General features: G+C 63.7%; 25 protein-coding genes. 9 read left to right on the top strand and 16 right to left on the bottom strand.

Annotated elements, in window-relative coordinates; all coding sequences use genetic code 11:
• Positions 1-7: 7 nt before the first annotated feature.
• A complete protein-coding gene (locus WP12_RS01305; RefSeq protein WP_046191940.1) occupies positions 8-1,402 on the top strand; it encodes an amino acid permease in 1,395 nt (464 codons plus the stop codon).
• A 49-nt stretch (positions 1,403-1,451) separates the two neighbouring features.
• Complete coding sequence (locus WP12_RS01300; RefSeq protein WP_046192010.1) at positions 1,452-2,150, top strand: 2OG-Fe(II) oxygenase; 699 nt, start codon at positions 1,452-1,454, stop codon at positions 2,148-2,150.
• Between the two features lie 73 nt (positions 2,151-2,223).
• On the opposite strand, the gene WP12_RS01295 is transcribed toward WP12_RS01300, so the two are convergent.
• Together WP12_RS01295 and WP12_RS01290 are read right to left on the bottom strand one after the other, a co-directional pair.
• Positions 2,224-2,580: a PilZ domain-containing protein gene (locus WP12_RS01295; RefSeq protein ID WP_046191939.1), complete on the bottom strand. Its 357-nt coding sequence runs from the start codon at positions 2,578-2,580 to the stop codon at positions 2,224-2,226.
• Between the two features lie 157 nt (positions 2,581-2,737).
• Complete coding sequence (locus WP12_RS01290; RefSeq protein ID WP_052730145.1) at positions 2,738-3,247, bottom strand: PilZ domain-containing protein; 510 nt, start codon at positions 3,245-3,247, stop codon at positions 2,738-2,740.
• Between the two features lie 457 nt (positions 3,248-3,704).
• Between WP12_RS01290 and WP12_RS01285 the strand changes: the two genes are divergently transcribed.
• Positions 3,705-5,381 carry an MFS transporter gene (locus WP12_RS01285; protein ID WP_046191938.1) on the top strand — a complete coding sequence of 559 codons (1,677 nt, stop codon included), beginning with the start codon at positions 3,705-3,707 and terminating at the stop codon, positions 5,379-5,381.
• Positions 5,382-5,397: 16 nt separating this feature from the next.
• On the opposite strand, the gene WP12_RS25160 is transcribed toward WP12_RS01285, so the two are convergent.
• The 5 genes from WP12_RS25160 to WP12_RS01260 all read right to left on the bottom strand — a co-directional run bounded on the left by WP12_RS25160 (position 5,398) and on the right by WP12_RS01260 (position 8,604).
• On the bottom strand, positions 5,398-5,559 hold the full coding sequence (locus WP12_RS25160) for a hypothetical protein (RefSeq protein WP_160299117.1): 162 nt from the start codon (positions 5,557-5,559) through the stop codon (positions 5,398-5,400).
• A 550-nt stretch (positions 5,560-6,109) separates the two neighbouring features.
• Positions 6,110-6,742 carry an ATP-binding cassette domain-containing protein gene (locus WP12_RS01275; protein ID WP_046191936.1) on the bottom strand — a complete coding sequence of 211 codons (633 nt, stop codon included), beginning with the start codon at positions 6,740-6,742 and terminating at the stop codon, positions 6,110-6,112.
• The gene (gene modB / locus WP12_RS01270; RefSeq protein ID WP_046191935.1) at positions 6,739-7,404 is read right to left on the bottom strand and encodes a molybdate ABC transporter permease subunit; all 666 of its coding nucleotides are present in this window, start codon (positions 7,402-7,404) and stop codon (positions 6,739-6,741) included. The genes WP12_RS01275 and modB overlap by 4 nt, the downstream gene beginning before the upstream one ends.
• 3 nt (positions 7,405-7,407) lie before the next feature.
• Positions 7,408-8,160, bottom strand: a complete 753-nt coding sequence (gene modA / locus WP12_RS01265) for a molybdate ABC transporter substrate-binding protein (RefSeq protein WP_046191934.1) — start codon at positions 8,158-8,160, stop codon at positions 7,408-7,410.
• 66 nt (positions 8,161-8,226) lie between these two features.
• Positions 8,227-8,604, bottom strand: a complete 378-nt coding sequence (locus WP12_RS01260; protein WP_046191933.1) for a winged helix-turn-helix domain-containing protein — start codon at positions 8,602-8,604, stop codon at positions 8,227-8,229.
• Positions 8,605-8,786: 182 nt separating this feature from the next.
• Between WP12_RS01260 and WP12_RS01255 the strand changes: the two genes are divergently transcribed.
• Complete coding sequence (locus WP12_RS01255; protein ID WP_046191932.1) at positions 8,787-10,181, top strand: alanine/glycine:cation symporter family protein; 1,395 nt, start codon at positions 8,787-8,789, stop codon at positions 10,179-10,181.
• A 47-nt stretch (positions 10,182-10,228) separates the two neighbouring features.
• Positions 10,229-10,897: a hypothetical protein gene (locus WP12_RS24640; protein ID WP_152663846.1), complete on the top strand. Its 669-nt coding sequence runs from the start codon at positions 10,229-10,231 to the stop codon at positions 10,895-10,897.
• Between the two features lie 282 nt (positions 10,898-11,179).
• Here WP12_RS24640 and WP12_RS01240 read toward each other — a convergent pair whose 3' ends face one another.
• Positions 11,180-12,991 (bottom strand): gamma-glutamyltransferase family protein, encoded by a 1,812-nt coding sequence (locus WP12_RS01240; protein ID WP_046192008.1) that lies wholly within the window; start codon positions 12,989-12,991, stop codon positions 11,180-11,182.
• A gap of 120 nt (positions 12,992-13,111) precedes the next feature.
• On the opposite strand from WP12_RS01240, the gene WP12_RS01235 reads away from it, so the two are divergent.
• The gene (locus tag WP12_RS01235) at positions 13,112-13,354 is read left to right on the top strand and encodes a hypothetical protein (RefSeq protein WP_046191929.1); all 243 of its coding nucleotides are present in this window, start codon (positions 13,112-13,114) and stop codon (positions 13,352-13,354) included.
• Positions 13,355-13,381: 27 nt separating this feature from the next.
• On the opposite strand, the gene WP12_RS01230 is transcribed toward WP12_RS01235, so the two are convergent.
• The 6 genes from WP12_RS01230 to WP12_RS01205 all read right to left on the bottom strand — a co-directional run bounded on the left by WP12_RS01230 (position 13,382) and on the right by WP12_RS01205 (position 18,637).
• On the bottom strand, positions 13,382-13,648 hold the full coding sequence (locus WP12_RS01230; RefSeq protein WP_046191928.1) for a hypothetical protein: 267 nt from the start codon (positions 13,646-13,648) through the stop codon (positions 13,382-13,384).
• Positions 13,649-13,814: 166 nt separating this feature from the next.
• Positions 13,815-15,050, bottom strand: coding sequence for a dicarboxylate/amino acid:cation symporter (locus WP12_RS01225; protein WP_046191927.1), 1,236 nt, complete (start codon positions 15,048-15,050; stop codon positions 13,815-13,817).
• A gap of 18 nt (positions 15,051-15,068) precedes the next feature.
• On the bottom strand, positions 15,069-15,971 hold the full coding sequence (locus tag WP12_RS01220) for an iron-containing redox enzyme family protein (RefSeq protein WP_046192007.1): 903 nt from the start codon (positions 15,969-15,971) through the stop codon (positions 15,069-15,071).
• 168 nt (positions 15,972-16,139) lie between these two features.
• The gene (locus WP12_RS01215; protein ID WP_046191926.1) at positions 16,140-17,465 is read right to left on the bottom strand and encodes a sensor histidine kinase; all 1,326 of its coding nucleotides are present in this window, start codon (positions 17,463-17,465) and stop codon (positions 16,140-16,142) included.
• Complete coding sequence (locus WP12_RS01210; RefSeq protein WP_046191925.1) at positions 17,462-18,184, bottom strand: response regulator; 723 nt, start codon at positions 18,182-18,184, stop codon at positions 17,462-17,464. The genes WP12_RS01215 and WP12_RS01210 overlap by 4 nt, the downstream gene beginning before the upstream one ends.
• Positions 18,185-18,256: 72 nt before the next feature.
• The gene (locus tag WP12_RS01205) at positions 18,257-18,637 is read right to left on the bottom strand and encodes an RcnB family protein (RefSeq protein ID WP_046191924.1); all 381 of its coding nucleotides are present in this window, start codon (positions 18,635-18,637) and stop codon (positions 18,257-18,259) included.
• Positions 18,638-18,861: 224 nt separating this feature from the next.
• On the opposite strand from WP12_RS01205, the gene WP12_RS01200 reads away from it, so the two are divergent.
• The gene (locus WP12_RS01200; RefSeq protein WP_046191923.1) at positions 18,862-19,326 is read left to right on the top strand and encodes a DUF3617 domain-containing protein; all 465 of its coding nucleotides are present in this window, start codon (positions 18,862-18,864) and stop codon (positions 19,324-19,326) included.
• Between the two features lie 4 nt (positions 19,327-19,330).
• Here WP12_RS01200 and WP12_RS01195 read toward each other — a convergent pair whose 3' ends face one another.
• Positions 19,331-21,034 (bottom strand): ATP-binding protein, encoded by a 1,704-nt coding sequence (locus WP12_RS01195; protein ID WP_046191922.1) that lies wholly within the window; start codon positions 21,032-21,034, stop codon positions 19,331-19,333.
• Between the two features lie 137 nt (positions 21,035-21,171).
• Positions 21,172-23,064, bottom strand: coding sequence for a hybrid sensor histidine kinase/response regulator (locus tag WP12_RS01190; protein WP_046191921.1), 1,893 nt, complete (start codon positions 23,062-23,064; stop codon positions 21,172-21,174).
• A 178-nt stretch (positions 23,065-23,242) separates the two neighbouring features.
• Here WP12_RS01190 and WP12_RS01185 point away from each other — a divergent pair, with 178 nt between their 5' ends.
• Together WP12_RS01185 and WP12_RS01180 are read left to right on the top strand one after the other, a co-directional pair.
• The gene (locus WP12_RS01185) at positions 23,243-25,615 is read left to right on the top strand and encodes an HAD family hydrolase (protein WP_046192006.1); all 2,373 of its coding nucleotides are present in this window, start codon (positions 23,243-23,245) and stop codon (positions 25,613-25,615) included.
• 144 nt (positions 25,616-25,759) lie between these two features.
• The gene (locus WP12_RS01180) at positions 25,760-26,503 is read left to right on the top strand and encodes a TlyA family RNA methyltransferase (protein WP_046191920.1); all 744 of its coding nucleotides are present in this window, start codon (positions 25,760-25,762) and stop codon (positions 26,501-26,503) included.
• The last annotated feature ends 29 nt before the right edge of the window (positions 26,504-26,532 follow it).

Raw genomic sequence — 26,532 nt, 5'->3', positions numbered from 1 at the left:
GAGAGAGATGGCGGGTTTCCTGCGGCGCAAGCCGATCGGCGGGACGGAACGGCGCGAAGGCGGGCTGACCCCGACATTGTCGTGGCCGCATCTGGTGGCGCTGGGCGTCGGGGCGATCGTCGGCACCGGCATATTGACGCTGATCGGCGTCGGGGCCGACCGGGCCGGGCCTTCGGTGCTGTTGTCCTTCGCGATCGCGGGCGCGATCTGCGCCTGCGCCGCACTTTGCTATGCCGAGCTGGCGGCGATGATGCCGGCGGCGGGCAGCGCTTATACCTATAGCTATGCCGCGCTGGGCGAGATCTTCGCCTGGGTGGTCGGCTGGAGCCTCATCCTCGAATATTCGCTGGTGGTATCGACGGTCGCGGTCGGCTGGTCGGGCTATGCGACGCCGCTGCTGACCGGAATAGGCTTTCCCGCCGCGTTGACCCAGGGCCCCGAGCTTGGCGGGCTGATCAACCTGCCCGCGATCTTCATCATCGCCGTCGTCACCGGCCTGCTGCTGCTCGGCACGCGGGAGAGCGCGCGAGTCAACACGGTGCTCGTCGTAGTCAAGATCGCGACGCTGTCGCTGTTCGTCGCGGTGACTCTGCCCTATTTCGACGCGAACCATCTCCATCCCTTCATGCCCTATGGCTTCGCCTCGACCGTGGGGCCCGATGGCGTTCCGCGCGGCGTGATGGCGGCGGCGGCGATCATTTTCTTCGCCTTTTATGGCTTCGACGCCATCTCGACCGCAGCAGAGGAAACCAAGCGACCTGAGCGCGACCTGGCGATCGGCATCGTCGGGTCGATGATCGCCTGCACGATCATCTATGTTCTCGTCGCGGCGGCGGCGGTGGGCGCGGTTCCGTTCATCGACTTCGCCGACAGCCCCGAACCGCTCGCGCTAATCCTGCGCGACCTGGGCCGGCCGGGCGTCGCGCAGGTCATCGCGACGGCAGCGGTGATCGCGCTGCCGACGGTGCTGCTCGCTTTTCTGTACGGACAAAGCCGCATCTTCCTGGCGATGGCGCGCGACGGCTTCCTGCCGCAGTCGCTTGCCGTCATCTCCAAGCGCGGCACGCCGGCGCGGATCACCACCGCCACCGCGATCCTCGTCGCGATCCTGGCGGGCATATTGCCGATTGGCGAGATCGCGGCGCTGGCCAATGCCGGAACGCTGATCGCCTTCATGGCGGTGGGCGCGTGCCTGATCATCCTGCGGCGGCGCAGCCCCGAGTTGAAGCGCCCGTTCCGCACTCCATTGGGGATAGTGGTCGGGCTGGGCGCGGTGTTCGGCTGCGCCTATCTGTTCGTCAGCCTGCCAGCCCAGACGCTGCTCTGGTGCCTGGCCTGGAATGCGATCGGCATCGCAATCTATCTCGGCTACGCGCACCGGCACAGCACGCTGAGGGATTGATCGCAAGGAACGGGAAGTGCTGTGGGCGGCGGCCTGCGAAGGTGACGGCATGACGATGATCGACAGCCATGACTGGACCACCGCCGCCGCCGACCTTGATGCGCGAGGCTGGACGATCCTGCCGCGCCTGTTCGATCCCGGTCAATGCGAGGCGATGGCCGCGCTTTATGACGGCGGCGCCGGGTTCCGCAGCCATGTCGTGATGCAGCGGCACGGTTATGGACGCGGTGAGTATCGCTACTTCGCCTATCCGCTGCCGCCGCTGGTCGAGGCGCTAAGATCGGCGCTCTATCCGCGGCTCATGCCGATCGCCAATCGCTGGCATGAGCGGATGGGGATCGACGTGCGCTTTCCGGCCGAGCATCGCGCCTTCCTCGACCGTTGCCATGAGGCCGGGCAGAAGCGGCCGACGCCACTGCTGCTGCGCTATGAAGCGGGGGATTATAATTGCCTGCACCAGGACCTGTATGGCGAGCATGTCTTTCCGCTCCAAGCGGCAGTGCTGCTCTCCTCACCGGGAAAGGACTTCAGTGGCGGCGAGTTCATCCTGACCGAGCAGCGACCGCGTATGCAGTCGCGTGCCGAGGTGGTGCCGCTGTCAGAAGGCGATGCGGTTATCTTCGCGGTGACGCATCGGCCTCAGCGTGGCACGCGAGGCGATTACCGTGTGACGATGCGGCACGGCGTCAGCAGCCTACGCTCGGGCAGCCGGCATACGCTCGGGGTCATCTTCCACGATGCAACCTGACCACCCGAACCCGTTCGGCGTTGCGAATTTTCGAGGCGGCGAGCGATCCCGTTAGCCTCGAAGCCGCGTGGCTTCAGGCGAAAGCGGGCGTCTGGCCACCGGCTTCGAGCGCACGGCGGCCTTCGGAAAGAAGCGGGCCTAGCTTTGCCGAGGGCAGGGCGGTGTCGAAAGCCAGGCCGAAACGGTTGCCGCGCACCCAGGCGGTGCGGGCCAGTATCTCGGAACCCTTGCAGACGAGCCAGACGATTTCTCCGGGCTGGGGCGGATCATCGCCATGGCCGAGGGCCCCGCTTCCCGACAGATCGAGCAGATGGACACGCATGGGCCGCCCGTTCGCGAGCAAGGAAGCCTGAAGAAGGACGCGAGTACGCGATCCCCCCTGACGGGCATCTGGCCGGCTCCGGAAACCCAGAGCTGAAGCAATTGACATGGTACGCTACCTTTACAACCGCCGCCGGTACGGTCCGGTGGCAGATGATGCTGAGGTAACGGCCGAGCCGATATCATCCGGTTATAGGAAGTGGTGAATGCGGCGCTAAGCTTGATTCATCGACCGGGTCCCCGGCCGACGCCGCAAAATCCAGCGATCAGCCGAGGAACCAGGTAGCGCTGACGAAGCTCGCAACGCCGAGAGAGGCGAGGACAAGAAGGGGCCACTGCCATCCGGGCGGGGAATCTGCCGACTTGGCGGGTGCTGCGTCATCGGCTGCTTCCGCGCCAGCGACCTCGGCGATTTGTGACGCGAAGCCGGGGCATTCCTTTGCCAGCCGATCGCTGCTGGCGGCGGCGAGCCGGAGCTCTTCGATGTTGAGAGGGGCCATGAAGCGGCATCCCGCGCGGTTGCCGGCGATCCAGAGGACCTCGGTCTCGCGCCAGCCGACCAGCGGAACCTCAAGCATGATCCGCGCGCCGGGGATGAGCTGGCCGGCATCGGCCGCCATCAGCCCTTCATGCGAAATATCGGTGAGCGTCACTCCGCCGATCGTTTCAGCGTCCGCTTCCGCGCCATCGAGGGTGAGACGTAGGCGGCTGTGATGATGGATGGCGAGACGGTGGTTCTGCCGCCGGTCGGAAGAATTATGGAAGACGTCGTTCATCAAGGGCCTGTCAATATGATGGCGGCTGATTTTCCCCCGAGAATCCGCCGATTTCCCACAACATACGCGTCGGATGATCGAAGGGTAGCCCGATTATCCCCGGTAGGTACATTCCCGTAACGGCAATGACGTGCGAGCGGCGCATGGAGGGCTTTGCGCTGGCCGGCAATCCATCCAATTTCTTCGAGATCCGGCGGATGCCAGCGACGAATATCTGATCGGCGGAACGATCGCGAAGATCGATATGGACATATGTATCCTCAGGCACGTGAAAGGGCATGTCGTTGGGACGACCCAGAGCGGACGCCAGGATGCGAAGATGGTGAACTTCTCGTTCCGATCGGCGCGGTGCGAGACCTTCTGGGCCTGCAGCCGGTGAAAACAAAATAGCGGCATTCTCCGTCCCGCGGCGAATGAGTTATTGGCACAAAGCCGCCCCTCCTGCATTGCGGAGGACATGACGTCTGACGCCAAAGAGACTCGGCCCCCGGATCAGGCTGGTTCGCCTTTCGGTATCCCGATCTTTCGGGCGGTATGGATGGCGTCGATCCTGTCCAACTTCGGCGGGATGATCCAGTCGGTCGGCGCATCCTGGATGATGACGTCGCTGGCATCCTCTCCGCAGATGGTGGCGCTGGTTCAGGCATCGACGGCGCTGCCGTTCATGTTGCTGGCACTGTTCGCAGGCGCGGTCGCCGACAATCTCGACCGGCGCAAGGTGATGCTGGCCTCGCAATTCTTCATGCTGGCGATTTCGACGATGCTGACCCTGTTCGCATGGCAGGGCTGGCTATCGCCCTGGCTGCTGTTGATTTTCACCTTCCTGATCGGCTGCGGCATGGCGATGAACGGCCCGGCCTGGCAGGCGTCGGTGGGCGACGTAGTGCCACGCGCGCAGCTTGCGAGGGCGGTTGCGCTCAATTCGATGGGCTTCAACATCGCGCGGAGCCTTGGTCCCGCGATCGGCGGCGCGATCGTGGCGGCTGCGGGCGCAGCGGCGGCGTTTTTGATGAACACGCTGTCCTATTTCGGGCTGATCACGGTGCTGCTTCGCTGGAAGCCGCCAGCCACGGAGAAGCGCCTGCCGCGCGAGGGGCTGCTCGTCGCGATCGAGGCGGGCCTGCGCTATGTGGCGATGTCGCCCCATTTGCGGATGGTGATGGGCCGGGCGATGAGCTTTGGCCTCGCCGCCAACGCGGCCCCCGCGCTGATGCCGCTGGTGGCGCGCGACCTCGTGGGCGGCGGCCCGGTAACCTACGGCATATTGTTCGGCGCCTTCGGCGTCGGCGCGGTGATCGGCGGGCTGAGCAGCGGCCGGCTGCGCAACCGGCTTGCCACCGAGGGAATCATCCGGCTGGCGTCGCTCAGCCTTGCGATCGGAACCGCGGTTACGGCGTTGAGTCCAAATATCGCAGTCACCGCAGGTGCGCTGATGATTGCCGGCGCCAGCTGGGTGCTGGCGCTGTCGACGTTCAACATCACGATACAGCTTGCCTCACCGCGCTGGGTCGTCGCCCGCGCTCTGTCGGTATACCAGATGACGGCCTTCGGCGGCATGGCCTTTGGGGCCTGGCTGCTTGGCGTTATCGCCGATGATCATGGCGTGTCGGCCGCCCTGCTTGCAGGCGCGCTCGTCCAGGCGGCGGTGATGCTGATCGGATTTCTGTCGCCGCTGCCCCAGGCCGAGGACCTCAATCTGGATCCGATCAGTCAGTGGACCGAACCCGAGACGGCCGTGCCGCTTGAGCCGCGGAGCGGGCCTGTGGTGATCACCCTCGAATATCGGATCGAGCCAGGCAATATCGTCCCGTTCCTTGCGGCGATGACTGAAAGGCGGCGGATACGGCGGCGCGATGGCGCGCATGGCTGGACACTGTTGCGCGATCTGCACGATCCCGAGCTATGGATCGAGCGCTATCATGTCGCGACTTGGCTCGATTATGTGCGCCACAATCAGCGGCGGACTCACGCAGATGCGGAGAATATCGCTGCGCTACATGCGTTACAGAAGCCGGGGGAGCCGATGCGTGTGCATCGTATGATCGAGCGCCAGACCGATTCGCTGCCGAGCAGCCGCCGTGACGATCCGATAACCCCCGGCGGCCTGATTTCGGATCCGGCGCAGTCCACCTAAGCCCCGTGGGAAGAGCTTAGGACAGCGACCGGATGGCGGTGAGCTCGCGCTCGTAAATCTCGGCAATGCGGAGATGCAATTCGCGTATGGCCTGGGTGCTGGCTGCCTCGGCGGCCTCGCGCTCGCGCTTTATCCTCTTGGTATAGTGGCTGAGCTTCGCGTCGTTGATTTCGATCATGGCAATCCCCCGGAGATCGCCTCCCCCAAATACAGCGCTTAGCAGCTTCACGATGCAAGGCGCTGTTAACAATTGTAAAGATCGCAGTCCGTAATGATCTGTTCATGCAACATCATGTCTAAGGCGATTATGTCTGGAGATGACGACCATCGAATGAAGAGATCATCGATATCCGGGCCGGCGAGCGTCGCTCAGTTGCGGCGTGAGGCTGGCAAGGCGCGGGCGTTGGGCGATGCTGCCTTCGGCGAAGTGGATCGGAGGCAACTGCATGAGATCGCCACGGCGCTCGACCATGAGGCCGCGGTGATGGAAGCGGCGCTGCTCGCGAAGGACCGGCAGAGGCCGCCATCCTCCCAATTGTTAGGGAACAGAGCGCCAAGCCTATAGCGGATGTTTTTCCCGTGAGAAAAAATCATTCATCGGTCGAGGGCGTCGCCTCAGATCGCGGCGGTGGTCGGCTATGTGCGGACCCATTTCGGCAATGATTATGCCGATACGATCAACGAGGCGGATGTCGCGAAGCTCGCCGGACGCCACCGGTCGGGGTGCATTAACCGACGAGACAGCCGCCGCTGATCCGAAGCGTCCGCGCGGTGAGGCGGCTGGCCTCACCATGATCGTGGGTCACGTAGAAGACCGGGATGCCGATATCCGCGAGCAGGGTTTCGAGCCAGCCGAGCATTTCGGCGCGGGCGTCGCCGTCCAGCGCGGACAGGGGTTCGTCCATTAGCAGCAGACGCGGCTGGCTGAGCAACGCGCGGGCGATGCTGGCGCGCTGGGCCTCGCCGCCCGACAGACGGGCCGGCATGCGATCGAGCAGATGAGCGATGCCGGCGCGACCGATGATGTCGTCGCGCATGGCCGGGCCGGGCCCGGCCCGGCGGGCGGCATAATCGAGATTGGCGGCCACGGTTCGGTGAGGGAGTAGTCCGGCGCCCTGAAAGACATAGCCGGTGCGGCGCAGCTCCGGGGCCAGGAAGGTCTCGCTGTCCTGCCAAACCTCGCCGTCGACGACGATCGTGCCCGCGATCCGGTCCAGCCCCGCGAGCGCACGCAGGATCGACGTCTTGCCCGAGCCTGAGGGGCCGAGCATCGCGGTGACGCCACGCGATGGCGCTTCGAACGCCGCTCGCAGTGCGAATGCGCCGCCGACCATTCCATCCAGCGCGACGGCGATCGTCATGGCCGGATATTGCCGATGCGCCGCTCGATGAGCAGCAGGGCGAGCAGCGCGGCGAAGGAGAAGATGACGAGCAGCGCGGCGATGCGATGCGCCTCAGCGAACTGAAGGCTTTCGACGAGTTGGAAAATGCGGGTCGACAGCACTTCGGTCTTGCCGGGGATATTGCCGCCGATCATGAGCACCACGCCGAACTCGCCGACGGTATGTGCGAAGACGAGGATCGCCGCCGACAGGAAACCGCGGCGCGAGAGGGGGAGCGCGACCGTCAGGAACCGATCGAGCGGCTTCGCGCCCATCGTCGCGGCGATTTCGAGCGGGCGATCGCCGATCGCTTCGAAGGCCGTGCGCAGCGGCTGGACCGCGAAGGGCAGCGAATAGAAGAGCGAGCCGATCACCAGCCCAGTGAAGGTGAAGGCGAGCGTCCGGATGCCGAAGGGCTGGAGCAAGACCATCAACGGGCTATTGGGCCCGAGCGCGATCAGGACGTAGAAGCCGATCACGGTGGGCGGCAGGACAAGCGGCAGCGCCGCCACCGCGCCGACGATCTCCTTCCACCAACTGCGCGAGCGTGCCAGCCACCAGGCGAGCGGAGTCGCGAGCAGGAGCAGCAGGATAGTGGTGACGAGCGCGAGCTCGACGGTCGTCAGGAGAACGAGGCCCATCAGCTATCTGATCGTGTAGCCATAGCGCCGGATGATGGCGAGGGCGGCGCGGCTTTTCAGATATTTGACGAAGGCGGTGGCGGCGGGATTCTGCGCACCGGTCTTGAGCAGGACAGCCTGCTGATCGATCGGCGTGTGAAGCCTGGCCGGCACGATCCAGCGCGAGCCTCCGGAGACAGTGATCACCTGGCTGAGCGCGACAAAGCCGAGCTGCGCCGCGCCGGTGGAGGTGAACTGATAGGTCTGGGCGATCGAGCTGCCGGTGACGAGCTTCGACTTGAGCGCGCCATGGAGCCCAAGTCTTTGCATCGTCTTGATCGCGGCGACGCCATAGGGCGCGGTGGCGGGATCGGCGATCGCGATCTTGTCGAACCTACCGGACGCCAGGATCGCGCCCTTGCTGTCAACGAGGCCGGGGACCGCCGAATAGAGGACGAGCTTGCCGACGGCATAGGTGAAGCGGGTGCCCGGGACGGCGAGGCCTTCCTTCTCCGCCTTGGCCGGGCGCTCGGCATCAGCCGACAGAAAGACCTCGAACGGCGCGCCGTGGCTGATCTGGGTATAGAACGCACCCGATGCGCCGAAGGCGAGCACTGCCCTATGGCCCGTGGCCCTCTCGAAGCTCGTAGCGATCTGTTTGGCCGGTTCGCTGAAATTGGCGGCGACTGCGACGTGAGTTTCGGCGGCGAAGGTGGGGAGGGCGATCAGTGCCGCCACCACCGTCAGGCAGCGGCTGGCAATGGAGGCGATGTGCATGGGGTTTCCTTCGGCAACAGTCTGCCGCGCGGCAATGCTATATTCCATTGTATATGGCAAGGCGGCTTAGCTGGGAGGAAGGGGTTCCTTGCGCAACAATGCGGCGAACCCGTCGAGCTGCCCGGCATCGGCGGTGTCGAGAAGGCTCTGTTCGAGCGCGCGATAAGCCGTGAGGACCTGCTTGCCGCACGCTGTGATCCGCGCGCCCTTTTCGCGGCCGCCGCCGGGAGTCGTGTCGACCAGCTTGTCGACCCAGCAGCGGTTCATGCTGTCGACTAGCAGCCAAGTCCGTCGATAGCTCATGCCGAGCGCACGTCCCGCCGCTGAGATCGATCCCTCGCGATCGATCGCTTCGAGCAGGTCGGCCTTGCCCGGGCCCATGGCGGGTTCATCGCCGCAGAATATCTGCGCCTTCAATTTGAGGGGACCGAGCCGTGGAACCATGTCGTTCGCATAGCAGCGGAAAGTACCGTTGTCCGGCCAAAAGCTGTTCCAATATATTTACTACCAAAAGGGAGAGTATTCCCTACTATCGGTAGTAAAAACAACCGGATATCACCGCACGCCGAGATTAGCTTTATGCGAAGGTTGTCGACTCTGCAGGAAGCAGACCGCATGCTGACCTGATGGAAAGCTTCAACCGCATCGTCGATGCGCTGACGGGCGCGGTGTTCTTCAAACTGCCGCTGTTCGGGGTGCAGATCGAGCTCATCGTGCTCTATCTCGCGGTGCCGATGCTGTTCTTCACGCTGTGGCTCGGCTTCCCCAATATCCGCTGCGTTGGTCATGCCTTTGCCGTGCTGCGGCGCCAGCCGGACGAGGGCGAGGCGAAGGGCGACGTCAGCCAGTTCGCGGCGCTGACCACCGCACTGGCGGGGACGATCGGTCTCGGCAATATCGCGGGCGTCGCGGTCGCGCTGACGATGGGCGGGCCGGGTGCGATATTGTGGATGTTCGTCATCGGCTGGTTCGCGATGACGGTGAAGATGGCCGAGGTTACGCTGGGCCTGAAATATCGCGTCACCGACGAGCGCGGCCATGTCCATGGCGGGCCTATGTATGTGCTGAAGGCCGTGCTGACCCGCAAGGGATGGCCGAAGCTGGGGCTGGCGCTTGGCGGCTTCTATGCGTTCTTCGCGCTGTTCGGGGCGATCCCGATGGTCCAGGTCAACCAGAGCTTCGCGCAGGTCAGCACCGTCACCGGGATCGACAATGGATGGGCGTATGGCATCTTCCTCGCGTTCAGCGTGGCGCTGGTGACGCTGGGTGGCGCGCATTGGCTGAGTGAGGTTTCGAAGCGGCTGACCCCGCTCAAGGTCGCGGTCTATCTCGCCGGCGTCGCGGCGATCCTGATCCTCAACGCGGGCGAGGTGCCCGAGGCGCTGGTGCGCATCTGGCAGGGCGCGTGGAGCGGCGAGGCTGCGACCGGCGGCGCGGTCGGCGCTTTCGTCGCGGGGATGCGCCGCGCGGTGTTCGCCAGCGAGGCGGGGGTCGGATCGGCGGTGATGGCGCACAGCCTTGCGCGAACCGACGAGCCAGTGTCCGAGGGGATGGTCGCGCTGCTCGAGCCGCTACTCGGCACGATGATCGTCTGCGCCTTCGGCGGGCTAGCGCTGGTCGTCGCGGGGACGTGGGACGATGCCGGGCTGAAGGGCATCCAGATTACCAGCGCGGCCTTTGGACAGGTATCGAGCTGGTTCCCCTACCTGCTCGCGGTGGTGGTGTTCCTGTTCGCCTATTCGACGCTGGTCGCGTGGGGCTTTTATGGATTGCAGGCCTGGGGCTATCTCTTCGGCCATGGCGACCGGGCGCAATGGTCGTACAAGATTCTCTATGTCCTGTTGCTCCCGCCTGCCGCGGTGATCGACCTCGGCCGGGTGATCGATATCATCGACAGCAGCTTCTTCCTGATGGCGATCCCCAATGTGATCGCGCTGTTCCTGTGCGCGGGGGAATTGCGGCGGGATGTGGGGGATTATTGGCGGCGGCGGGGGCGGCCCGAAAAAGCGCTTGCAATGTAGGATTATATTTGTTCACACTATGTTCTATTTGAGATTGGGAGGGTGACGTGGCTTTTGATCGATATGCGCATATTCGTTCGCTGCCGGGACCGGACGGCAAAGCGCGCCGGCCCTTCAGGGTCGATGAGGATTGGAACGTTATCTATCTGGATGAGGACAATGATGCGGCTCAACCCGAAGGTCCGAAAAATATCGGCCAGGGCGCGGGGGCAGGGATCCTTAGTTGGGATGATCTGGATCGCACGCATGCGGACGAACTCAAGGTCATCGGGCGCCTTGGGCAAGAGGCGCCCATTCAAGTGGCCGAACTCGGCAATTCAAGTTGGAATGGTTATGACGTAATGCGGTCCCAAGGGCAGCGTGATGGGCAGGCGTTAAAAACCGTGCCGAACCCAGATGCAGCGACTCCTGCAAACGGTCGATATGAAATCCCTGAGGGCGTGAAGGTTTGGGCTGGCGACAAATCCGGGCGGCTTGTTTTGAATACTCAAGGAGAAATTATCAAAAACCCCAACTATCAAAAGGTTATTGACGCCACCAAAATTAACAAGGTCGGCGTTGTCAAGGATCTGGCGCTGGCGGGCGGCGGTGTGGGCTTTGCTCTTCGGAACGGAGCAATGGCTCTTGGAGCTGCGCAGCTTATGCCGGTCACAACCGGGGCAAAGCAGGCGTATGAATTAGAAAAGATGCGACGGTCGCAGAAGAGGGCAAAATGATAAAGTGGCGCGCGTTTGATCATGTATCGTTCAGTCTTGTCTGCTTGCTTTCAGTATTCAGCCTTTTTGCGCGAATGTCCTGGGGCGATGTGGCGGTGGGAGCCGCGATAGGCATGGTTTGGGTGATTCATCACAGTTACACATCGTCGCAAGAACCGGATTATAGGATGAGCCCCACGGCAAGAGGGTTGGCGATCAGTTTTTATGGATTGTCGCTGGTCGGAGCATTGCTGCTTCTCGGTATTCGTTATGGCGGATAAGCAATTGCGATACTAAGATGTCCTAATAAGCCAAAGCGCATCCATCGGCGCGCATCTCGCTAGCGGCGGCGTAGACACGGTAGTTGCTGTCCATGCGTCGCTCGATGCACTGGTAACGGCCGAAGCCGCCGTCGGAGGCTCCGATCGTCCAGCCCATGTTCGCGAGCGCGAGGTGGGTCGTTTCCGGCACCCCGTTCTCGAGGCGGAGCAGGCCGGTGGCGGGGAGGTCGGGGCTATCCTCGCTCATCGATTGCGACGAGCCTTCATGGTGCCAGCGCGGGGCGTCACCCGCCGACTGGATTTCCAGCCCATAGTCGCGGCGGTTGATGATGATCTGGGCTTGGCCCTGCGGCTGCATGTCGCCGCCCATCACGCCGAAGCTCATCCACGGGTCGTCGCCCAGCGTCGCGAAGCCGGGGATGATCGTCTGGAAGGGGCGCTTGCCGGGCGCGTAGATGTTTGGATGGCCATCTTGCAGGGAGAAGAGCTGGCCGCGATCCTGGAACATGAAACCGAGGCCGTCGGCGACGAGACCCGATCCCATGCCGCGGAAATTCGACTGGATCATCGACACCATCATCCCGTCCTTGTCGGCGCAGGTGAAATAGGTGGTGTCGCCCTTTGAAGGGGCCTGCCCCGGCCGGACCGTCTTCATGATGCTGTCGGGCCGGATCAGTTTCGCGCGTTCGGCGGCATAGTCTTTCGAGACCAGCCATTCGGTGGGGACCTGTGCGAAGCGCGGATCGGCATAGTAGCGGGCGCGGTCCTCATAGGCGAGGCGCTTGGCTTCGGCCTGTAGATGGATCGAGCGGGCCGACTGGAACCCGGCGCCCTCCAGATCGAAATGTTCGAGGATGTTGAGCATCTGGAGCGTGGCGATGCCTTGGGTGTTTGCGCCAAGCGCATGGACACCGACGCCGCGATAATCGGTCTTGTGAGGTTCGATCCATTCGCCCTTGTGCGCGGCGAGGTCTTCCCGACGAAGCCAGCCGCCGATCCGCCGGAAGTAGGCGTCGATCGTCTTCGCTATATCGCCCTTGTAGAAGGCGTCGCGGCCGCCCTTCGCGATGGCGCGGTAGGTGCGGGCGAGATCGGGGTTGCGGAATACGCTGCCAGCCTTGGGGCCATCCCCGTCCATCGCGTAGGTGCGGATCGCGTTGTCTATCTCCTCGATCCCCGCACCGGCCTTGCGGAAGTTGATCAGGCTGCGACGGATATAATAGGCGATCATGTCGGGCACAGGAGCGCCATGTTCGGCAAGCTCGATCGCGGGATCGAACAGATCGGCCCATTTGAGCCTGCCGTAGCGGGCGTGTAGCATGAACCAGGCATCGACGGTGCCCGGCACCGATACCGAGATCGCGCCATAGGCAGGCAGCGCCCCGTTTTTCGCGCGCGAGCGGACGGTATCAAGGCTTAGCCCGCCCGGAGAGCTACCCGAGCCGGCGAGGCCGACAACCTTCTTCACCTTCGGGTCCCATAGCATCACGTAGCAATCGCCACCGATGCCGCAGGCTGTGGGCTCGAGCAGGCCTAGGCAGGCGTTGATCGTGATCGCGGCATCGACCGCCGAACCCCCGCGCCTTAGGATTTCGATACCGGCCTGGGTGGCGAGCGGATGCGAGGTACCGGCTGCGCCCGATATGCCGTAGACAGCGGTCCGGGAGGCGAAGCTGGCGCCGACCGGGCGGTCGCCGCCGCGAATATCGGTGCGGGTGAAGCGGTCTTCGCCCGATGCCCAACGGGTGGGGCCGACAGGCGCGGTGCGCTGGGCGAAGGCCGGCAGCGCGACCGCGGCGGCGGGGAGAGTGGAGAGGAAGGTTCTGCGGCGCATCGGCATGTCCCGGATGAGGATATGTCGGGATTGTCCGATCAATGGTCGCGGCGGGCAAGGGGTTTCGCGACTTGATAGCGCGATGGCGTTACTTATACTTCAGGTGGAGGAGAGATCGTCATGCAGAATATGGGCGATGGCAGCTGCCCGTTCGAATTCAATTTCGATCCGGCGACGTTCAAAGTCGGCGACATCGTGAGTTATCGCGTGACGGGCAGTCTGGAGGGCTTCCCCTTCATGGGAACCCTGGCCGAGGTCCATGACGACCACGTCTTCCTGATATCCGAACCCGACAAGCCGGAAAGCAAGGCGCGCGCGACGCGCGAGAGCCGCCCGGTCGTCAACGAAGCCGATATTCTCTAGTCGCCATTGGCGGGCATCAAATCCCGGTCAATGCGCGGCGTGGCTCGCGAGCCATGTGCGGGCACGACGCTGGGCTTCGGCGATCTCGCGGTTGCTCATCTGATCGGCGATGTCGGCGCGGCAATATTGCGCTTCTTCCGAGCCGGCGAGTGCGGCGAGGTTGAACCACTGATGCGCACTGACCAGATCGATCGACATGCCCCGGGTCCCGGTCGAACAGGCGAAGCCGAGATCGAGCAGGGCATCGCTGTCCCTGGCGTTGAAGATTGCGGCGGCGGCGAGGGTGCTTCCCATGATATTAACTCCTTTCGGAGACCTGTTTGGCGGGAATCCAGCAAACAAATGGTTAACGCCGCATTAGACCTTGGTCGAAGTCGGTGATGCGGCAGAAGAAGTTGCCGTCTACACTGTGCCCGTACACTGAGGGCGAATAACGCGCTGAGCTTTTTCAGGTTAACAATCAGATAGTTGAACCAGGCTCTCTGTCGTCGCTGCCGACAATTTTGGCGACGGCGAGATCATTGGTGACATTGCCCAAGGTCCGGAAGAAATCGGGAATAGTTTCCACCGCCATCAATAATGGCAGGACATGGATAGGCACATCCAAAGCGGCGCAAATCGGTGCGATCGTTGCCACGAAGGAGACCTGTGCAGCGACACCGACCGCCGCAAGACTGACCGGGACGGCGACAAGCACGGCGATGACGAGCATCGGCAAGGACAGTTCCACGCCATGAAGATGTGCGAGGTAAATGGCGACTGCGACGTTGGCGGCGGCGCTGGCCGCACGGAACAGTGAGGCGGCGAGGGGCAGGACTACGCCGGCCGTCTGCGGCTGGACGCCAATGGCGCGCGCGCTGTCGATCATGATCGGAAGCGATGCGAGCGAACTCTGGGTGCTAAGCGCCACGGTCTGCGCCGGAATGGCGCCCCGTGCGAAGTGCAGCGGAGCGATGCGCCCCGCCAGTATCGCGACGGGATAGGCCATGGCGGTGGCGATGAGGCAAGCCGCCGAGGCGATCACGATATATTGGGCGAGCGCGCCCGCCACGGCGCTGCCCATATTGACTCCGGCGACGAAGGACAGAGCGGCAATACCCAATGGCGCGAGCCAAAGCACCCAGTGAACCAGCACCAGCATCGTCTGTACCAATGCCTCGGTGAGGGTCAGCATCGCGTCGCGCAATGGCGCTTCGATGCGAGTCAGCGCGAAGCCGAACAGCAAGGCGAAAACCACCAGCGGGACCATTGCGGTTTCCGCGGCGGCCCTGATCGGATTGTCGGGAATAATGCCTTCATACCATTGGCCGGTGGCGGCCGGAGCTTCGATCGGAACCGGGCCCGCTGCTGTTCGCAGGGACGCAGCCTGTTCGGGGATCGGCCAGAGATGCAACAGGCTGCTCGTCAGGATGACCGACAGCGTGCAGGCGAGTGTCAATAATATCGCGAACCACAAGATTGACCGAAAGGCGATGCGGCTGGCCTTTGCCTCGGCCGCCGCAGTAGCAATCCCATTTACGACCAATCCGAAAACGAGCGGGACGATCGTCATCGTCAGCGCATTGAGCCAGATAGCGCCGACAGGGCGGGCGAGGGCGAGGAGTGTTTCGGTGCTTTCGGTCCCCCACCCCGCTATGAAAATGCCCCCGCCCAAACCAAGGGCAAGGGCGAAGAACATGCGGAGCGGCAAGCTCACCGCGTCATTGCCTCCGCATCAGGTGCGGTCAGCCCAGAGCGCTTCGCGATAGCGATCGAAGCAACGTGCGCCACAGCGCAGCCGGATGAGCGCACCTTCGGCGATTGCGGTAGCACGGCGGGGATCTTCCTCGACGAGCGGGCGCAGAGCCTCGCGGTTCCAGTCGGCGCTATGCTTGACGTCGAGCACGGCATGGAGATCGAAATAGCGGCGCTCCTTGTCGGACAGGCCGATACGGCGCAGGCCTTTCGCCACCATCGCCGACCGTCCTGGCGCGGTCAACTCGATGACGCCGAGCGCACCGATCGAGTGCCAGGCATGATCGCGGCTGGTAGCCATGGCGGTCATCGCGTTGGCGAGGGCGAGACTCTGCCAGACGGTCTTCTCGATCACCGGATCGACCGCCATGGTCTCGACCAGCGCATCGAGCATCGGCCCGTGCATGCCGGCGCGGTTGCCCCGTCCCATCTCGTCCCAATAGTTGCGGGCGAGTTCGAGTTTGGCGGGAACCGGCAGCTTCACCTGGGTATAGGCGACAAGATCGTCGAATCCGGCTTCACCAGCGGCTTCCTGTTCGAAGAACCATCGAAGTTCGTCGCGGCTGGCATGGTCGGCGAGCCAGGGGAACAGCGGGTCGCCCTGACCGGGCCCTTCTTCCTTCAGATTCTCGAACCACGCGACGAAGCCATCGGCATCGGTTGGCGCCTTGGCGGCATCGTCGGCGATATCGGCGCGAAGTTCTTCTACAAAGCCGCGTTCCAGACGCAACATCTTCATGTCGCGTTCAAGACGCACATGCCAATCGCCCTCTGGAAAGCCTGGTGCTAGCCTTTCCCGATTCCAATGAGCGAGGCCGCGCTGAAAGCTATCGGTCAGAAACTGCGAGCGCGGTTCCCGATCGTGATTATATCGGCTGGCCATCATTCTTCCCGAATTATCAATTTCTTGTCTGAGGGAAGAACGGACGCCGCATGGCGGGGGTTCCCGGCAATCGCCTTGACACAGGTTAATATTGGTCTGCCTGTGATGTAGATAAGAGGGGTTGGCGCGGATGAAGTGGAAGCCGCGCTGTGAGCAAGAGCCGCCTGATCAAGCCTTTCGAGGCAGCAAGATCGAAACCGTCAGGCCGGTCGGCTCCGACGGTTTCAGCCGTAATTCGCCGCCCTGCGCCTCAACGATACTGCGGGCGATGGCGAGGCCGAGGCCACTGCCGCCGGTGTCACGGTTGCGCGACTGTTCGAGGCGATGGAAGGGGCGCAGGACGGCGTCCATCTCCGACGCCGGAATGCCGGGGCCGTGATCGACGACGCTGATCGCGCCGGACGCGACCGAGACCTCCGCGCCGCCGCCATATTTGACGGCGTTGTCGATCAGATTGCGCAGGGCGCGGCGCATCAGATCAGGCTGGACCGCCGCAACCGCGCGGGGAGATGGCAGGAAAGCGACCGGCTGACCCAGATCGTGATATTCATCGACAAGGCTTTCGGCGAGGGCTGCGATATCGACCGGACGACTATCCTCGCGCGTGCGGCCGGTGCGGGCGAGGATCAGGATGTCCTCGAGCATCGCAGTCATCTCCTCGATCTTGGCGATCGCGGCGGCGCGGTCTTCCTCGGGCTCCATCGTCTCGACGCGGATGCGGAGCGAGGCGAGCGGGGTACGCAGGTCGTGGCCGATCGCACCCAGCATATGATCCTTTTCGTCGAGCAGCGCGATGACGCGGCGGTTCATGGCGTTGAAGGCCGCCATTGCGCGGGCGACATCGTCGGGGCCACGGGGGGTGATCTCGACGGGATCGGACTTGCCGGCGAAGCGGTCCGCAGCGCTGGTCAGATCGCGCAAGGGCCGGGCTATGCGTCGCGCGATCCAGATGCTCGCGCCGAGGACGATGAGATAGAGGAACAGTGTCGCCGCGCCCAGCCGCAGGGCCAGTAGCGGGTCTCGACGAGGAACGACGAGGCGACCGGTAAACCACTGGCCATCGGGGCGCTGAATGGCGATGCGCAGGAAATCGACATTGGCCGACCAGCGGCGCTGCTCGACGCGCCCGGGACCTCGTGCGGCGCGCAGGCCGTTGAGGGGCGCGGCGGCGGCGGTCAGCGCATCACGGCTTTGCGTTTCGAGGTCGGCGTCACGTTCGCGTTCTGCGATCCCGCTGTCGGCCGCCAGCGCGAAGCGGGCGCCGCGCCGGCTGTTATCCTCAATGACCGCCGGCACGAATTCGGGTGCGGCCTTCGCGACGTCCGCGGCGGTGCGGGCGAAGCCGGCGAGGGCAGGGGCCTCGTTCTGGGCCAGGCTGAGCTTTTCGCGTTCGTTGAGGATCAGCGCGAAATTCGCGAGCTGGGCGACGAGCAGGGCGATGCCGATGAGCAATGCCATCTGCCCGGCGAGGCTGCGCGGCAGGAAACGCCTCATATCCGGCGAACCTCGGCCGCGAGCATATAGCCGCCGCCCCACACGGTCTTGATCAGCGTGGGATCGGCGGCATCGGCTTCGACCTTGCGGCGCAGGCGGCTGATATGATTGTCGATGCTGCGTTCGAAGGCCGCGAGTTCGCGGCCCTGGCTGAGATCGAGCAGCTGATCGCGGGTGAGCACGCGACGCGGATGGGTTACGAAGGCGTGGAGCAGGTTATATTCGCCAGTCGACAGCGGCACAGCAACGCCCTCGGCATCGACCAGCTCGCGCTCTCCGGTGCGCAATACCCAGCCGCCAAATGCATAGCCGGCGGCGTCGGGAGCGTGCACCGCCGCCGCGCCGCCGCCCGAGGTGCGGCGCAGAACCGCCTTGATCCGGGCAAGCAACTCGCGGGGCGAGAAGGGCTTGGTGACATAATCGTCCGCGCCGATCTCCAGCCCGAGCACGCGATCCAGCTCCTCGGCCTTGGCCGTAAGCAGGATGACCGGCGTGGCCGAGGTGGCGCGAATGAAGCCGGCGAGCGAGATGCCGTCCTCGCCGGGCATCATGATGTCGAGCAGCACGAGATCGATCGCATGGACCGCGAGAATCTCCCGCGCGGCGGCGGCGCTATCGGCCTTGGTGACGCGTATGCCGTTCTTGCCGAGATAGGATGCGAGCGGATCACGGATATCGCGCTCGTCATCGACCAGAAGGATATGAGGTTCGTCTGCCATCGGATCAGATCTAGCCGTGGTTAGGGACAAAGCGAAGGCCCCGGAGCTTTCGCCCCGGGACCTGTCGGCTGCTTAGTTGAGGATATTGGCCATCACGGCGGCGATGACACCGGTGGTGATGCTGACCATCACCGCATCATTGCCCGACTGGACCCAGCGATAGCCGCGGGGGGCGGGGCGGAGATGGTAGCGGTTCGGACCCGAAATTACCCGATAGTTGCGGGCATAGCGGCTGTCGAAACGCTGACCCTTCTTCCAGCTGCGATACTGGTGATTGTCGCGGCGATTGTCGTGACGATCATAGCGGCGATTGTCATTACGCTGTTCGTAGCGGCTATTATCGTGGCGCTGCTCGTAGCGCCCATGGCCGTCATTGCCATTGTTCCAGGGAGCGGCGAGAACCGGGCTGGCGGCAACCGAAGCAGCGAGCGCGGCGATGACGAACTTCTTCATGGGTCTTCTCCTTCACGTTACGCCAGCAGCGGCGTTGAGGAGAAAGTGGACCCCGGCTGTCGCAGATGTTTGCCGGCAGGCAGGTAAATTTGTCGCAAATTGTATCAGCCCCTTTGTGTGCTATTTTATCTGAGGGGCGGAATCGCGGAGATGTGAGCCAGAGCACATGCGATAGTCCGGATATCGAAGATTATCGGTCGGGCACCACGATATAGGAGGATCGCATGAACCACCGGACCTTTGCGATATATGCCTGTCTGCTGATCGCGCCGACCGCCGTACAGGCGCAGGTGCAGCCGGGACAGTGGGAGGCAAGCACGGCGATCAATTCGATCGACATGCCGGGTGCGCCGCCGCAGGTCGCGCAGATGATGAAGAGCCAGATGGCGAGCAACGGCAAGACCCGGATGACCTATTGCATCACGCCCGAGCAGGCGGCGCAGGGCCCACAGGAAATGCTCAAGCAGAACCCGTCATGCCGCTTCACCAAATATTCGATGAAGGGCGGGGTGATCTCGACCGAGATGAGCTGCTCGCAAAATGGCGGGACGATGACGGCCCGGGCCAATGGTAGCTATACGCCGACGAGCTTCAACATGACGTCGAACGCGGTGATGAGCGGACGGATGAGCATGCGGTTGTCGAGCACGAGCGTGGGCCGGCGCATCGGGCCGTGCACGGGCAAGTAATCCGCTAGGCCGCGACCTGCTGGCGCGCGGCGGCGATGCTAGCCGTCAGGTGAATCTGGCGGAAGGGCTTGGAGAGGCGGACGACATCGGGGGCGATCAGATCAATGCCCTGATAGCCCGAGATTATCATCACCGCGGTGCGCGGCCGTTCGACACGCAGCCGGAGTGCGAGTTCCGCCCCGGTCATTCCCGGCATGACATGATCGGTGACGACGACGGTCGGATCGAGGCCGTCATCGATCAGGTCGAGGCCTTCACGCGCGCTGGCCGCCTCGACGACGTCATAGCCCATTGCGGCGATCATTTCCGCCGTGCCCGAGCGGACGACCGGTTCGTCGTCGATGACGAGGATGGTGCCCTTGGGCGGATCGTTCAGCCGGGCCTCGTCGATCGCCGCCGCATTCTGCGCAACGGGGAGCCATAGCAATATCTCCGTGCCGGCACCCGGAGTGCTGAAAATCTGCAGCGCACCACCAAGCTGCGCGGCAAGGCCGTCGACCATCGACAGGCCAAGACCGGTGCCGTGTTCGGCGCCCTTTGTCGTGAAAAAGGGCTCAACCGCCTGGGCGAGGACGGTTTCGTCCATGCCCATGCCGTTGTCGCGGATCGAGATGCGGAGATAAGCACCCTGCGGAAGGTTGGCCGGACGTTCCTGGCCATCGCCGTCGCTAGCCGCGATCGTCAGACTTCCACCGTCGGGCATCGCGTCGCGCGCATTGACGGCAAGGTTGAGCAGCGCCAGTTCAAGCTGGTGCCGGTCGGCCCGCGCACTGGGCAGGCCATGAGCGACATCGAGCGTCAGCGTGATGCGTGCGCCGAGCGAACTAATCAGCAAGTCCTTCATGCCCAAAGAGAGTTCCAAGATGTCGACCGGCTTTGGGATCAGCGGCTGGCGGCGCGCAAAGGCGAGCAGCCGCTGGATCAGGAGCTTGGCGCGCTCGGCGGCATCCATCGCCACCGTGGCGCTGCGCAGCACATTGTCGGTGGCGACACGCTTCAGGAGAAGGAGGTCGAGGCTGCCCATGATCGGGGTCAGCAGATTGTTGAAATCGTGCGCGACATTGCCGGTAAGCTTACCGACGACTTCCATCTTCTGCGCCTGACGCGCGATTTCCTGCGTGCGTTCGAGTTCGGCGGTGCGTTCGACCACGCGGCTTTCGAGCGCGTTGTTCAGTTGTTCCAGCGAAGCAAGCAGGCGGCCGTTTTCGAGGGCAGTGGTGGCGGCGCGGCTCAACGCCTCAAGCAAGGCGATCGCATTCGGATCAGGGTTGCCGGTCGTCGACCAATAAGCGCCGATGGCAGCGACAGAGTCCGGGGATCCGATCGGCACCATTACCATGCTGCGGACGAAGGTCGGCTCGTAGGCGGCATGCGGCACGCGTGAATCGGCCATGACATCGGGGATGACAATGCTCTGGCGTTGCGTCATCGCCATGCCCGAAATGCAACTGTGCAGCGGGAAGCGCAGTCCCGCCCAAAGCGGGGACATCGCGTCTTCGGCAAGATAATGGCACTGTCCGTTTTCGGGCAGGACGATCGCGATGCCGTCCGCGCCGGCGATGCGGCGCGCGGTGCTGCGCAGGATGTCGATCACCTTGTCGAGTGTCCGCGCGCTACCGAATTGTTCGATCGCAGTCGTCAGGAGGGACCAGCGTTCCGCCGACATGCGGTGTGCGGTAAAGTCGTCGCCCGACACCGACCGCTCCATGCAATTTCCCTTACGTAATTCGTTACTTCCCCGAACCACTATCAGCCGACAAGCGTTAAAATTCCATAAGGAGTTTTCCGTCGGTTCCGGGTCAATATGATATGAAGGGAACGGTGACGCGAGGTGATCTCCGTCACTTACTCCGCGAGCGCCAACGAGATCGCGGTGGTGAGCGATTCAGCGCCATAGGGTTTCTGGACGAGATGGAAGCCCGCAGCCTCGCCGGCGGCGACCTCGCGGCTGTAGCCGGTGGCGAGGAGGACGCGCTGGCCGGGGCTGGTCTCGCGCAGGCGGCGAGCGAGATCCAGGCCACTCATACCCGGCATGACGATGTCCGAGAAGACGAGATCGAAATTGCGGTCGGCGAGAATCGCGAGCGCGGCTTCCGCGGAAGCTACCTCGATTACTTCGGCGCGCAATTCCTTAAGCATCGAGCGGGCGAAACGGCGGACATTATCGTTGTCCTCGACCAGCAGGACGTCGAGCCGATCCCAGTTCGCTATTGCCGTCCGGGGTGTGCTGCTCGCCGTCACCGGCTTGTCGGTCCGGGGAAGGTGAAGAAAGACGGTGGTGCCCTCGCCCGGCCAGGAATCGATATAGGCGCGTCCGCCGGTCTGCGCGGCGAAGCCATGGATCTGGCTGAGGCCGAGGCCGGTGCCCTTGCCGACTGGCTTGGTGGTGAAGAAGGGTTCGAAGACACGTTCGAGATGTTCGGGCTCGATACCCTGGCCCGTATCCGCGATGGCAATGCACAGCGCGTCTTCGGCCGGTACGTTATACGCCGAGATAGTGACGACGCCGCCATCGGGCATCGCGTCGCGCGCGTTGAAGCAGGCGTTGAGCAGGGCGGTCTCCAGCTCTGCCACGTCGACCTCGATCGGCCAGAGATCGGGCTCGAGCCGCAGCTCCACGCGAATCTTGCTGCCGATAGTGCGCGCGAGCACCTCGCCGAAGGCGTCCAGGCGGGTAGCGGGGTCGATCGCCTCGGGGCGCAGCGCCTGGCGACGGCCGAAAGCGAGCAGCTTGGTGGTGAGCGCTGCGGCCTTATCGGCGGTTTCGGCGATGGCGCGGATGTAGCGGCGACGCTTCTCCGGCGTGAGGTTGTCGCGCTCGAGTAGCTCCGCCGAGCCCCTGATTACGGTCATCAAATTGTTGAAGTCATGCGCGATGCCGCCGGTCAGCTCGCCCAGCGCCTGCAACTTCTGTGACTGAAAGAGCGCGGCATGGGCGTCTTCCAGTTCCTTCTGGGCGATGCGCTTCTCGGTAATGTCGCGGGTAATCTTGGCAAAGCCGATCGGCTGGCCTGCCTCGTCGTGGATCGGATCGATTACGACGTGCGCCCAGAAATTCGAGCCGTCCTTGCGGACGCGTTGCGCCTCGGTTTCGTACCGGCCTTCGCGCAATGCGGTGTTCAGCGCACGCGCAGGTTCGCCCCGCGTGCGATCCTCTTCGGTATAGAAGCGAGAGAAATGCTGCCCGACAATCTCGCCGGCGTGGTAGCCTTTGATCGCCTCCGCGCCGGTGTTCCAGTTGCTGACGACACCATTGAGATCGAGCATATAGAGCGCGTAATCACGCACCCCTTGCACCAGCATGCGAAAGCGCTGTTCGGCGGCGAAGAGCGCCTGATCCGCCTCGCGCCGGGCGGTGACGTCGCGGGTGATCTTGGCATAGCCGAGCAGTGCGCCGTCGTCGCCGACGATCGGATCGATGACGACATGCACCCAGATCAGGCTTCCGTCCTTGCGAACACGCTGGCCTTCGGCCTCATAGCGGCCCTCGCGTGCAGCAGTGGCCAGGATTTGCCGTGGCACTTCGCTGGCCTGATCCTCCGGCGTGAAGAAGCGCGAGAAATTCTCGCCGATGATTTCTTCGGCCTCATAGCCCTTGAAGCGGCGGGCGCCCGGATTCCAGGTCGCGATCCGCCCGTCGGGGTCGAGCATATAGATGGCATAGTCGCTAACCGCGTTGACCAGCAGCTGGTAGCGGTGCTCGATGCCATATGTGTCGAAAGTCGATCGGTCGGTCATGTGTCTCACAGGCGATCGGACAGGGGGTTGCGTCCAACCGATTCAGCCATTCTTAGGCGCTTCGAACCTTCATGCAATAGTGAGACCGACCGTCGCGCCGCGCCGGAGCTCATGGTTAACGGGATAGTAAGATCGATCGGCGATAGCGGACGGACAACTCCTCCGCGGATGGATGGCCATGAAGATCAGCGTTTCAGCGCAGCAAATCCCCAGCCTGCTCGATCAGGCGCCCGAGGGCGTGGAAGTCCTGTCGCTCGATTGCTTCGATACGCTGCTGTGGCGCAATACGCAGGCGCCGTCCGATATCTTCGTCGAACTGGGGATCGAGGGAGGCTCGATCGAACCGCGCGTCCGCGCCGAGCGCAAGGCGCGCGAAAACCAGATGTCCAGAGCGGGCCGTAACGAGGTTCCGATCGAACTGATCCATGCGCGCCTGATACCGGGGGGCGATGCGGCGGCAATCGCAGCGGCGGTACAGGGCGAATTCGATGGGGAGGCCAGGCATTGTTTCGCCTTCGCGCCGGTCGCCGCGCTGGTCCGCGACGCCAAGCGACGCGGGCTGAAAGTTGTCATCGTCAGCGACACCTATTTCAGCGCAACACAGCTGCGCGAGTTGATCCTGCGCGCGGCCGGTAGCGAGATCGCCGATGCGATTGATCATGTCTTCACCTCGTCGGAGCATGGGCTGAGCAAGAGCGAGGGATTGTTCGGGCCGGTTATCAAGGCACTGGGCATGACGCCCAGGGCGATCCTGCACCTTGGCGACAATATCCATGCGGATCAGCATGCGCCGGCAGCGCTGGGCGTCGCGACCGCGCATTTCAGGCAATTCGACGAGGCTGCAGAAACCCGGCTGCGGCATGAAGCGATGGCGGCAGTGATCATCGATCCGGCGACGCGCCAGACAGTGCCCGCGATGCAGCCGCACCGGCCGCTCGTCTCGCTACGCGAGGAGCAGGAGCCTGCTTTCTCGCTTGGGCATGATGTGATCGGGCCGATGTTGCACGGCTTTATCGAGTGGGTCCGCGACGAGGCGCTGGCGCTGGCCGAGCGCAGCGGGCGTCCGGTCAAGCCGCTGTTCCTGATGCGCGACGGCTTCCTTCCGATGAAGATGTTTGAGACGCTGGGATCGGAGATTGCCACGAACGAGGTCTCGATCAGTCGGCTGACCGCGGCGCGGGCCGGGTTGATGGACGCGGCTGCGGTGCGGGCGCTGGTCGAGCGCGATGCGGGCAAGCATCGCCTCGACGTGCTGGCCGGGCAATTGCTGCTCGAACCGCATGAGGTGAAGAAGCTGGTGGGAGCGGGCGGCGACGCGCTCGACCTCGAGAAGCTCGCCTGCGAGGATGAGACGGCGGAAAAGATCGTTCGGCGATCGGCGCGCTATGCCGACCGGCTAATCGCGCATGTGCGACGTGCGGGGCTCGAAGATGGCGACATGGCCCTGTTGATCGACCTCGGCTATAATGGGACCGTCCAGGACCGGATCGCTCCGCTGCTCAAGGCACGGATGAACGTCGAGTCCGCCGGACGCTATCTGCTGTTGCTCGAATATGAACCGAGCGGGGCCGACAAGAAGGGCTATTTCGACAAGCGCCATTATGGCCGCGAGACGCTGAAGGCGCTTGGATCGTCGATTGCGGTGATCGAGCAGATCTGTACGCAGGCCAAGGGGTCGGTGGTCGACTATCATCCCAATGGCAAGACGATCCACGAGAAGCCGACCGAGAAGGGGGCGCAAAGCATCACGCGCGACCGCATCCAGGCTGGCGCTATCGCTTATGGTAAGGCCGCTACGGCGATGGGACGTGGCGCCGCATCCGACGACGATGATTGCCGGCGACGGAATGCGGCGGCGATCCTCGCGCGCTTCATGTATCTGCCATCGGCTGACGAGGTGGCTGTGATCGGCGACTTCACCCATGACGCCAATATGGGGTCGTCCAGCCATATGAAGATGCTCGACACGTCGCGCGCGACGCGGGGCCTGCGCCGGCGGGGCATGCATTATGTGCAGAGCACGGCGCGCATGTACCTGCCTGGCGAATTGCAGGATCAGGGGCTGGCGCTCAACCTGGCGCTGTTCGGAATCGTGCGCGGCGCTCTCGACGTGCGCGAGGCCGATTTTTTGGCGGGCGGGGTGCCCGTGCCGGTGATCCTGGCCAATGCGTGCGAGGATTGCATGGTCGATGTCGACGCCTATCCAACGCATGACGGCTATTATCGGCTGACCGTGCCGATGCGCGGTGACCTGACCGTCGCGATATTGTTCGGTGGGCTTTATGAGGCCGTACAGATCGAGGATGTCAGCTTTCAGCCGATCGAGATTCAGGCCGAGGAGCATAGCATGAGCGACAAGGCCGAGCTCAACGCGCCCTATGTCCAGGAGGGCATGGAGGCGATCGCGGGCGACCTGTTCCGCTGTGCGGAGGGTGCGGCGCTGCTTGTGCCCGCGCAGTCGGCGGTGGGCGAGGGGGCGTATAAGCTGTGCATCGCGTTCCGGCCGGTGGTGCGGCGCGATGTGGCGAACGAGGCGCGCAAGGCGGCGTGATAGCCCGTCGAATGTTCTATTTTTGTTCTTGACATCGGCGTGATGTTTTGGCTAAGAGAATTCCACGGTGGTAGAGCAGCTCGTTTACACCGAGCGGGTCGGCGGTTCGAGCCCGTCACCGCCCACCATTTCCTAGAGGCAAGCATGGCAGCGGGCATACGCGCTGATCAGTTGCTGGTTGATCGGGGCCTGGTGGAAAGCCGTGCGCGGGGGCAGGCGTTGATCCTTGCGGGGCTGGTCTTTTCCGGTGAGCGCAAAGTCGAGAAGGCGGGGCAGGCCATCAAGGCGGATGCCCCTATCGACGTGCGGGGGCGGGATCATCCCTGGGTTTCGCGAGGCGGGGTCAAGCTGGCTCACGGCCTGTCGCATTTTGGTTGGGCAGTCGATGGGGCGGCGGCGATCGACGTAGGGTCTTCCACCGGAGGTTTCACGGATGTGCTGCTTAGCGGCGGGGCGACGCGGGTTTATGCCGTGGATTCCGGCACGAACCAGCTTGCCTGGAAATTACGGAGCGATCCTCGTGTCGTCGTCCATGAGCAGACAAACGCACGCAACCTGACTGCCGCCGAGATTCCCGAACCGATCGACGTCATAGTCTGCGACGCGAGTTTCATCTCGCTCGCCAAGGTGCTGCTGGCGCCGCTACGTTTCGCAAAAGTGGGCGCTCGACTTGTTGCCCTCATCAAACCGCAGTTCGAGGCGGGGCGCGATGAGGTTGGAAAGGGTGGCGTTGTGCGCGATCCGCAGATTCATGATCGGGTTTGCGCCGACGCCATAGTCTGGATCGAGAGCCAGGGCTGGCGATGCAGCGGCGTCACGCGGAGCCCCATCACGGGGCCGGAGGGAAATGTCGAGTTCCTTATGGGCGCTGTCCGTGGGAGCGATTGACGCCGCCATTTGTTCTGCCGGATCGATGA

Origin of the sequence: Sphingomonas sp. SRS2, assembly GCF_000971055.1 — a bacterium.
GTDB lineage: Bacteria > Pseudomonadota > Alphaproteobacteria > Sphingomonadales > Sphingomonadaceae > Rhizorhabdus.
The sequence above is the reverse complement of the archived record's forward strand: the minus strand, read 5'-3'. Positions and strand labels throughout refer to the sequence as shown.

Bases quoted from the DNA above. Each gene is read 5' to 3' on its own strand.
- WP12_RS01305 (WP_046191940.1), top strand. From the start codon at position 8: ATGGCGGGTTTCCTGCGGCGCAAGCCGATCGGCGGGACGGAACGGCGC.
- WP12_RS01300 (WP_046192010.1), top strand. From the start codon at position 1,452: ATGACGATGATCGACAGCCATGACTGGACCACCGCCGCCGCCGACCTT.
- WP12_RS01295 (WP_046191939.1), bottom strand. From the start codon at position 2,580: ATGTCAATTGCTTCAGCTCTGGGTTTCCGGAGCCGGCCAGATGCCCGT.
- WP12_RS01290 (WP_052730145.1), bottom strand. From the start codon at position 3,247: ATGAACGACGTCTTCCATAATTCTTCCGACCGGCGGCAGAACCACCGT.
- WP12_RS01285 (WP_046191938.1), top strand. From the start codon at position 3,705: ATGACGTCTGACGCCAAAGAGACTCGGCCCCCGGATCAGGCTGGTTCG.
- WP12_RS25160 (WP_160299117.1), bottom strand. From the start codon at position 5,559: ATGATCGAAATCAACGACGCGAAGCTCAGCCACTATACCAAGAGGATA.
- WP12_RS01275 (WP_046191936.1), bottom strand. From the start codon at position 6,742: ATGACGATCGCCGTCGCGCTGGATGGAATGGTCGGCGGCGCATTCGCA.
- modB (WP_046191935.1), bottom strand. From the start codon at position 7,404: ATGGGCCTCGTTCTCCTGACGACCGTCGAGCTCGCGCTCGTCACCACT.
- modA (WP_046191934.1), bottom strand. From the start codon at position 8,160: ATGCACATCGCCTCCATTGCCAGCCGCTGCCTGACGGTGGTGGCGGCA.
- WP12_RS01260 (WP_046191933.1), bottom strand. From the start codon at position 8,604: ATGGTTCCACGGCTCGGTCCCCTCAAATTGAAGGCGCAGATATTCTGC.
- WP12_RS01255 (WP_046191932.1), top strand. From the start codon at position 8,787: ATGGAAAGCTTCAACCGCATCGTCGATGCGCTGACGGGCGCGGTGTTC.
- WP12_RS01240 (WP_046192008.1), bottom strand. From the start codon at position 12,991: ATGCGCCGCAGAACCTTCCTCTCCACTCTCCCCGCCGCCGCGGTCGCG.
- WP12_RS01235 (WP_046191929.1), top strand. From the start codon at position 13,112: ATGCAGAATATGGGCGATGGCAGCTGCCCGTTCGAATTCAATTTCGAT.
- WP12_RS01230 (WP_046191928.1), bottom strand. From the start codon at position 13,648: ATGGGAAGCACCCTCGCCGCCGCCGCAATCTTCAACGCCAGGGACAGC.
- WP12_RS01220 (WP_046192007.1), bottom strand. From the start codon at position 15,971: ATGGCCAGCCGATATAATCACGATCGGGAACCGCGCTCGCAGTTTCTG.
- WP12_RS01215 (WP_046191926.1), bottom strand. From the start codon at position 17,465: ATGAGGCGTTTCCTGCCGCGCAGCCTCGCCGGGCAGATGGCATTGCTC.
- WP12_RS01210 (WP_046191925.1), bottom strand. From the start codon at position 18,184: ATGGCAGACGAACCTCATATCCTTCTGGTCGATGACGAGCGCGATATC.
- WP12_RS01205 (WP_046191924.1), bottom strand. From the start codon at position 18,637: ATGAAGAAGTTCGTCATCGCCGCGCTCGCTGCTTCGGTTGCCGCCAGC.
- WP12_RS01200 (WP_046191923.1), top strand. From the start codon at position 18,862: ATGAACCACCGGACCTTTGCGATATATGCCTGTCTGCTGATCGCGCCG.
- WP12_RS01195 (WP_046191922.1), bottom strand. From the start codon at position 21,034: ATGGAGCGGTCGGTGTCGGGCGACGACTTTACCGCACACCGCATGTCG.
- WP12_RS01190 (WP_046191921.1), bottom strand. From the start codon at position 23,064: ATGACCGACCGATCGACTTTCGACACATATGGCATCGAGCACCGCTAC.
- WP12_RS01185 (WP_046192006.1), top strand. From the start codon at position 23,243: ATGAAGATCAGCGTTTCAGCGCAGCAAATCCCCAGCCTGCTCGATCAG.
- WP12_RS01180 (WP_046191920.1), top strand. From the start codon at position 25,760: ATGGCAGCGGGCATACGCGCTGATCAGTTGCTGGTTGATCGGGGCCTG.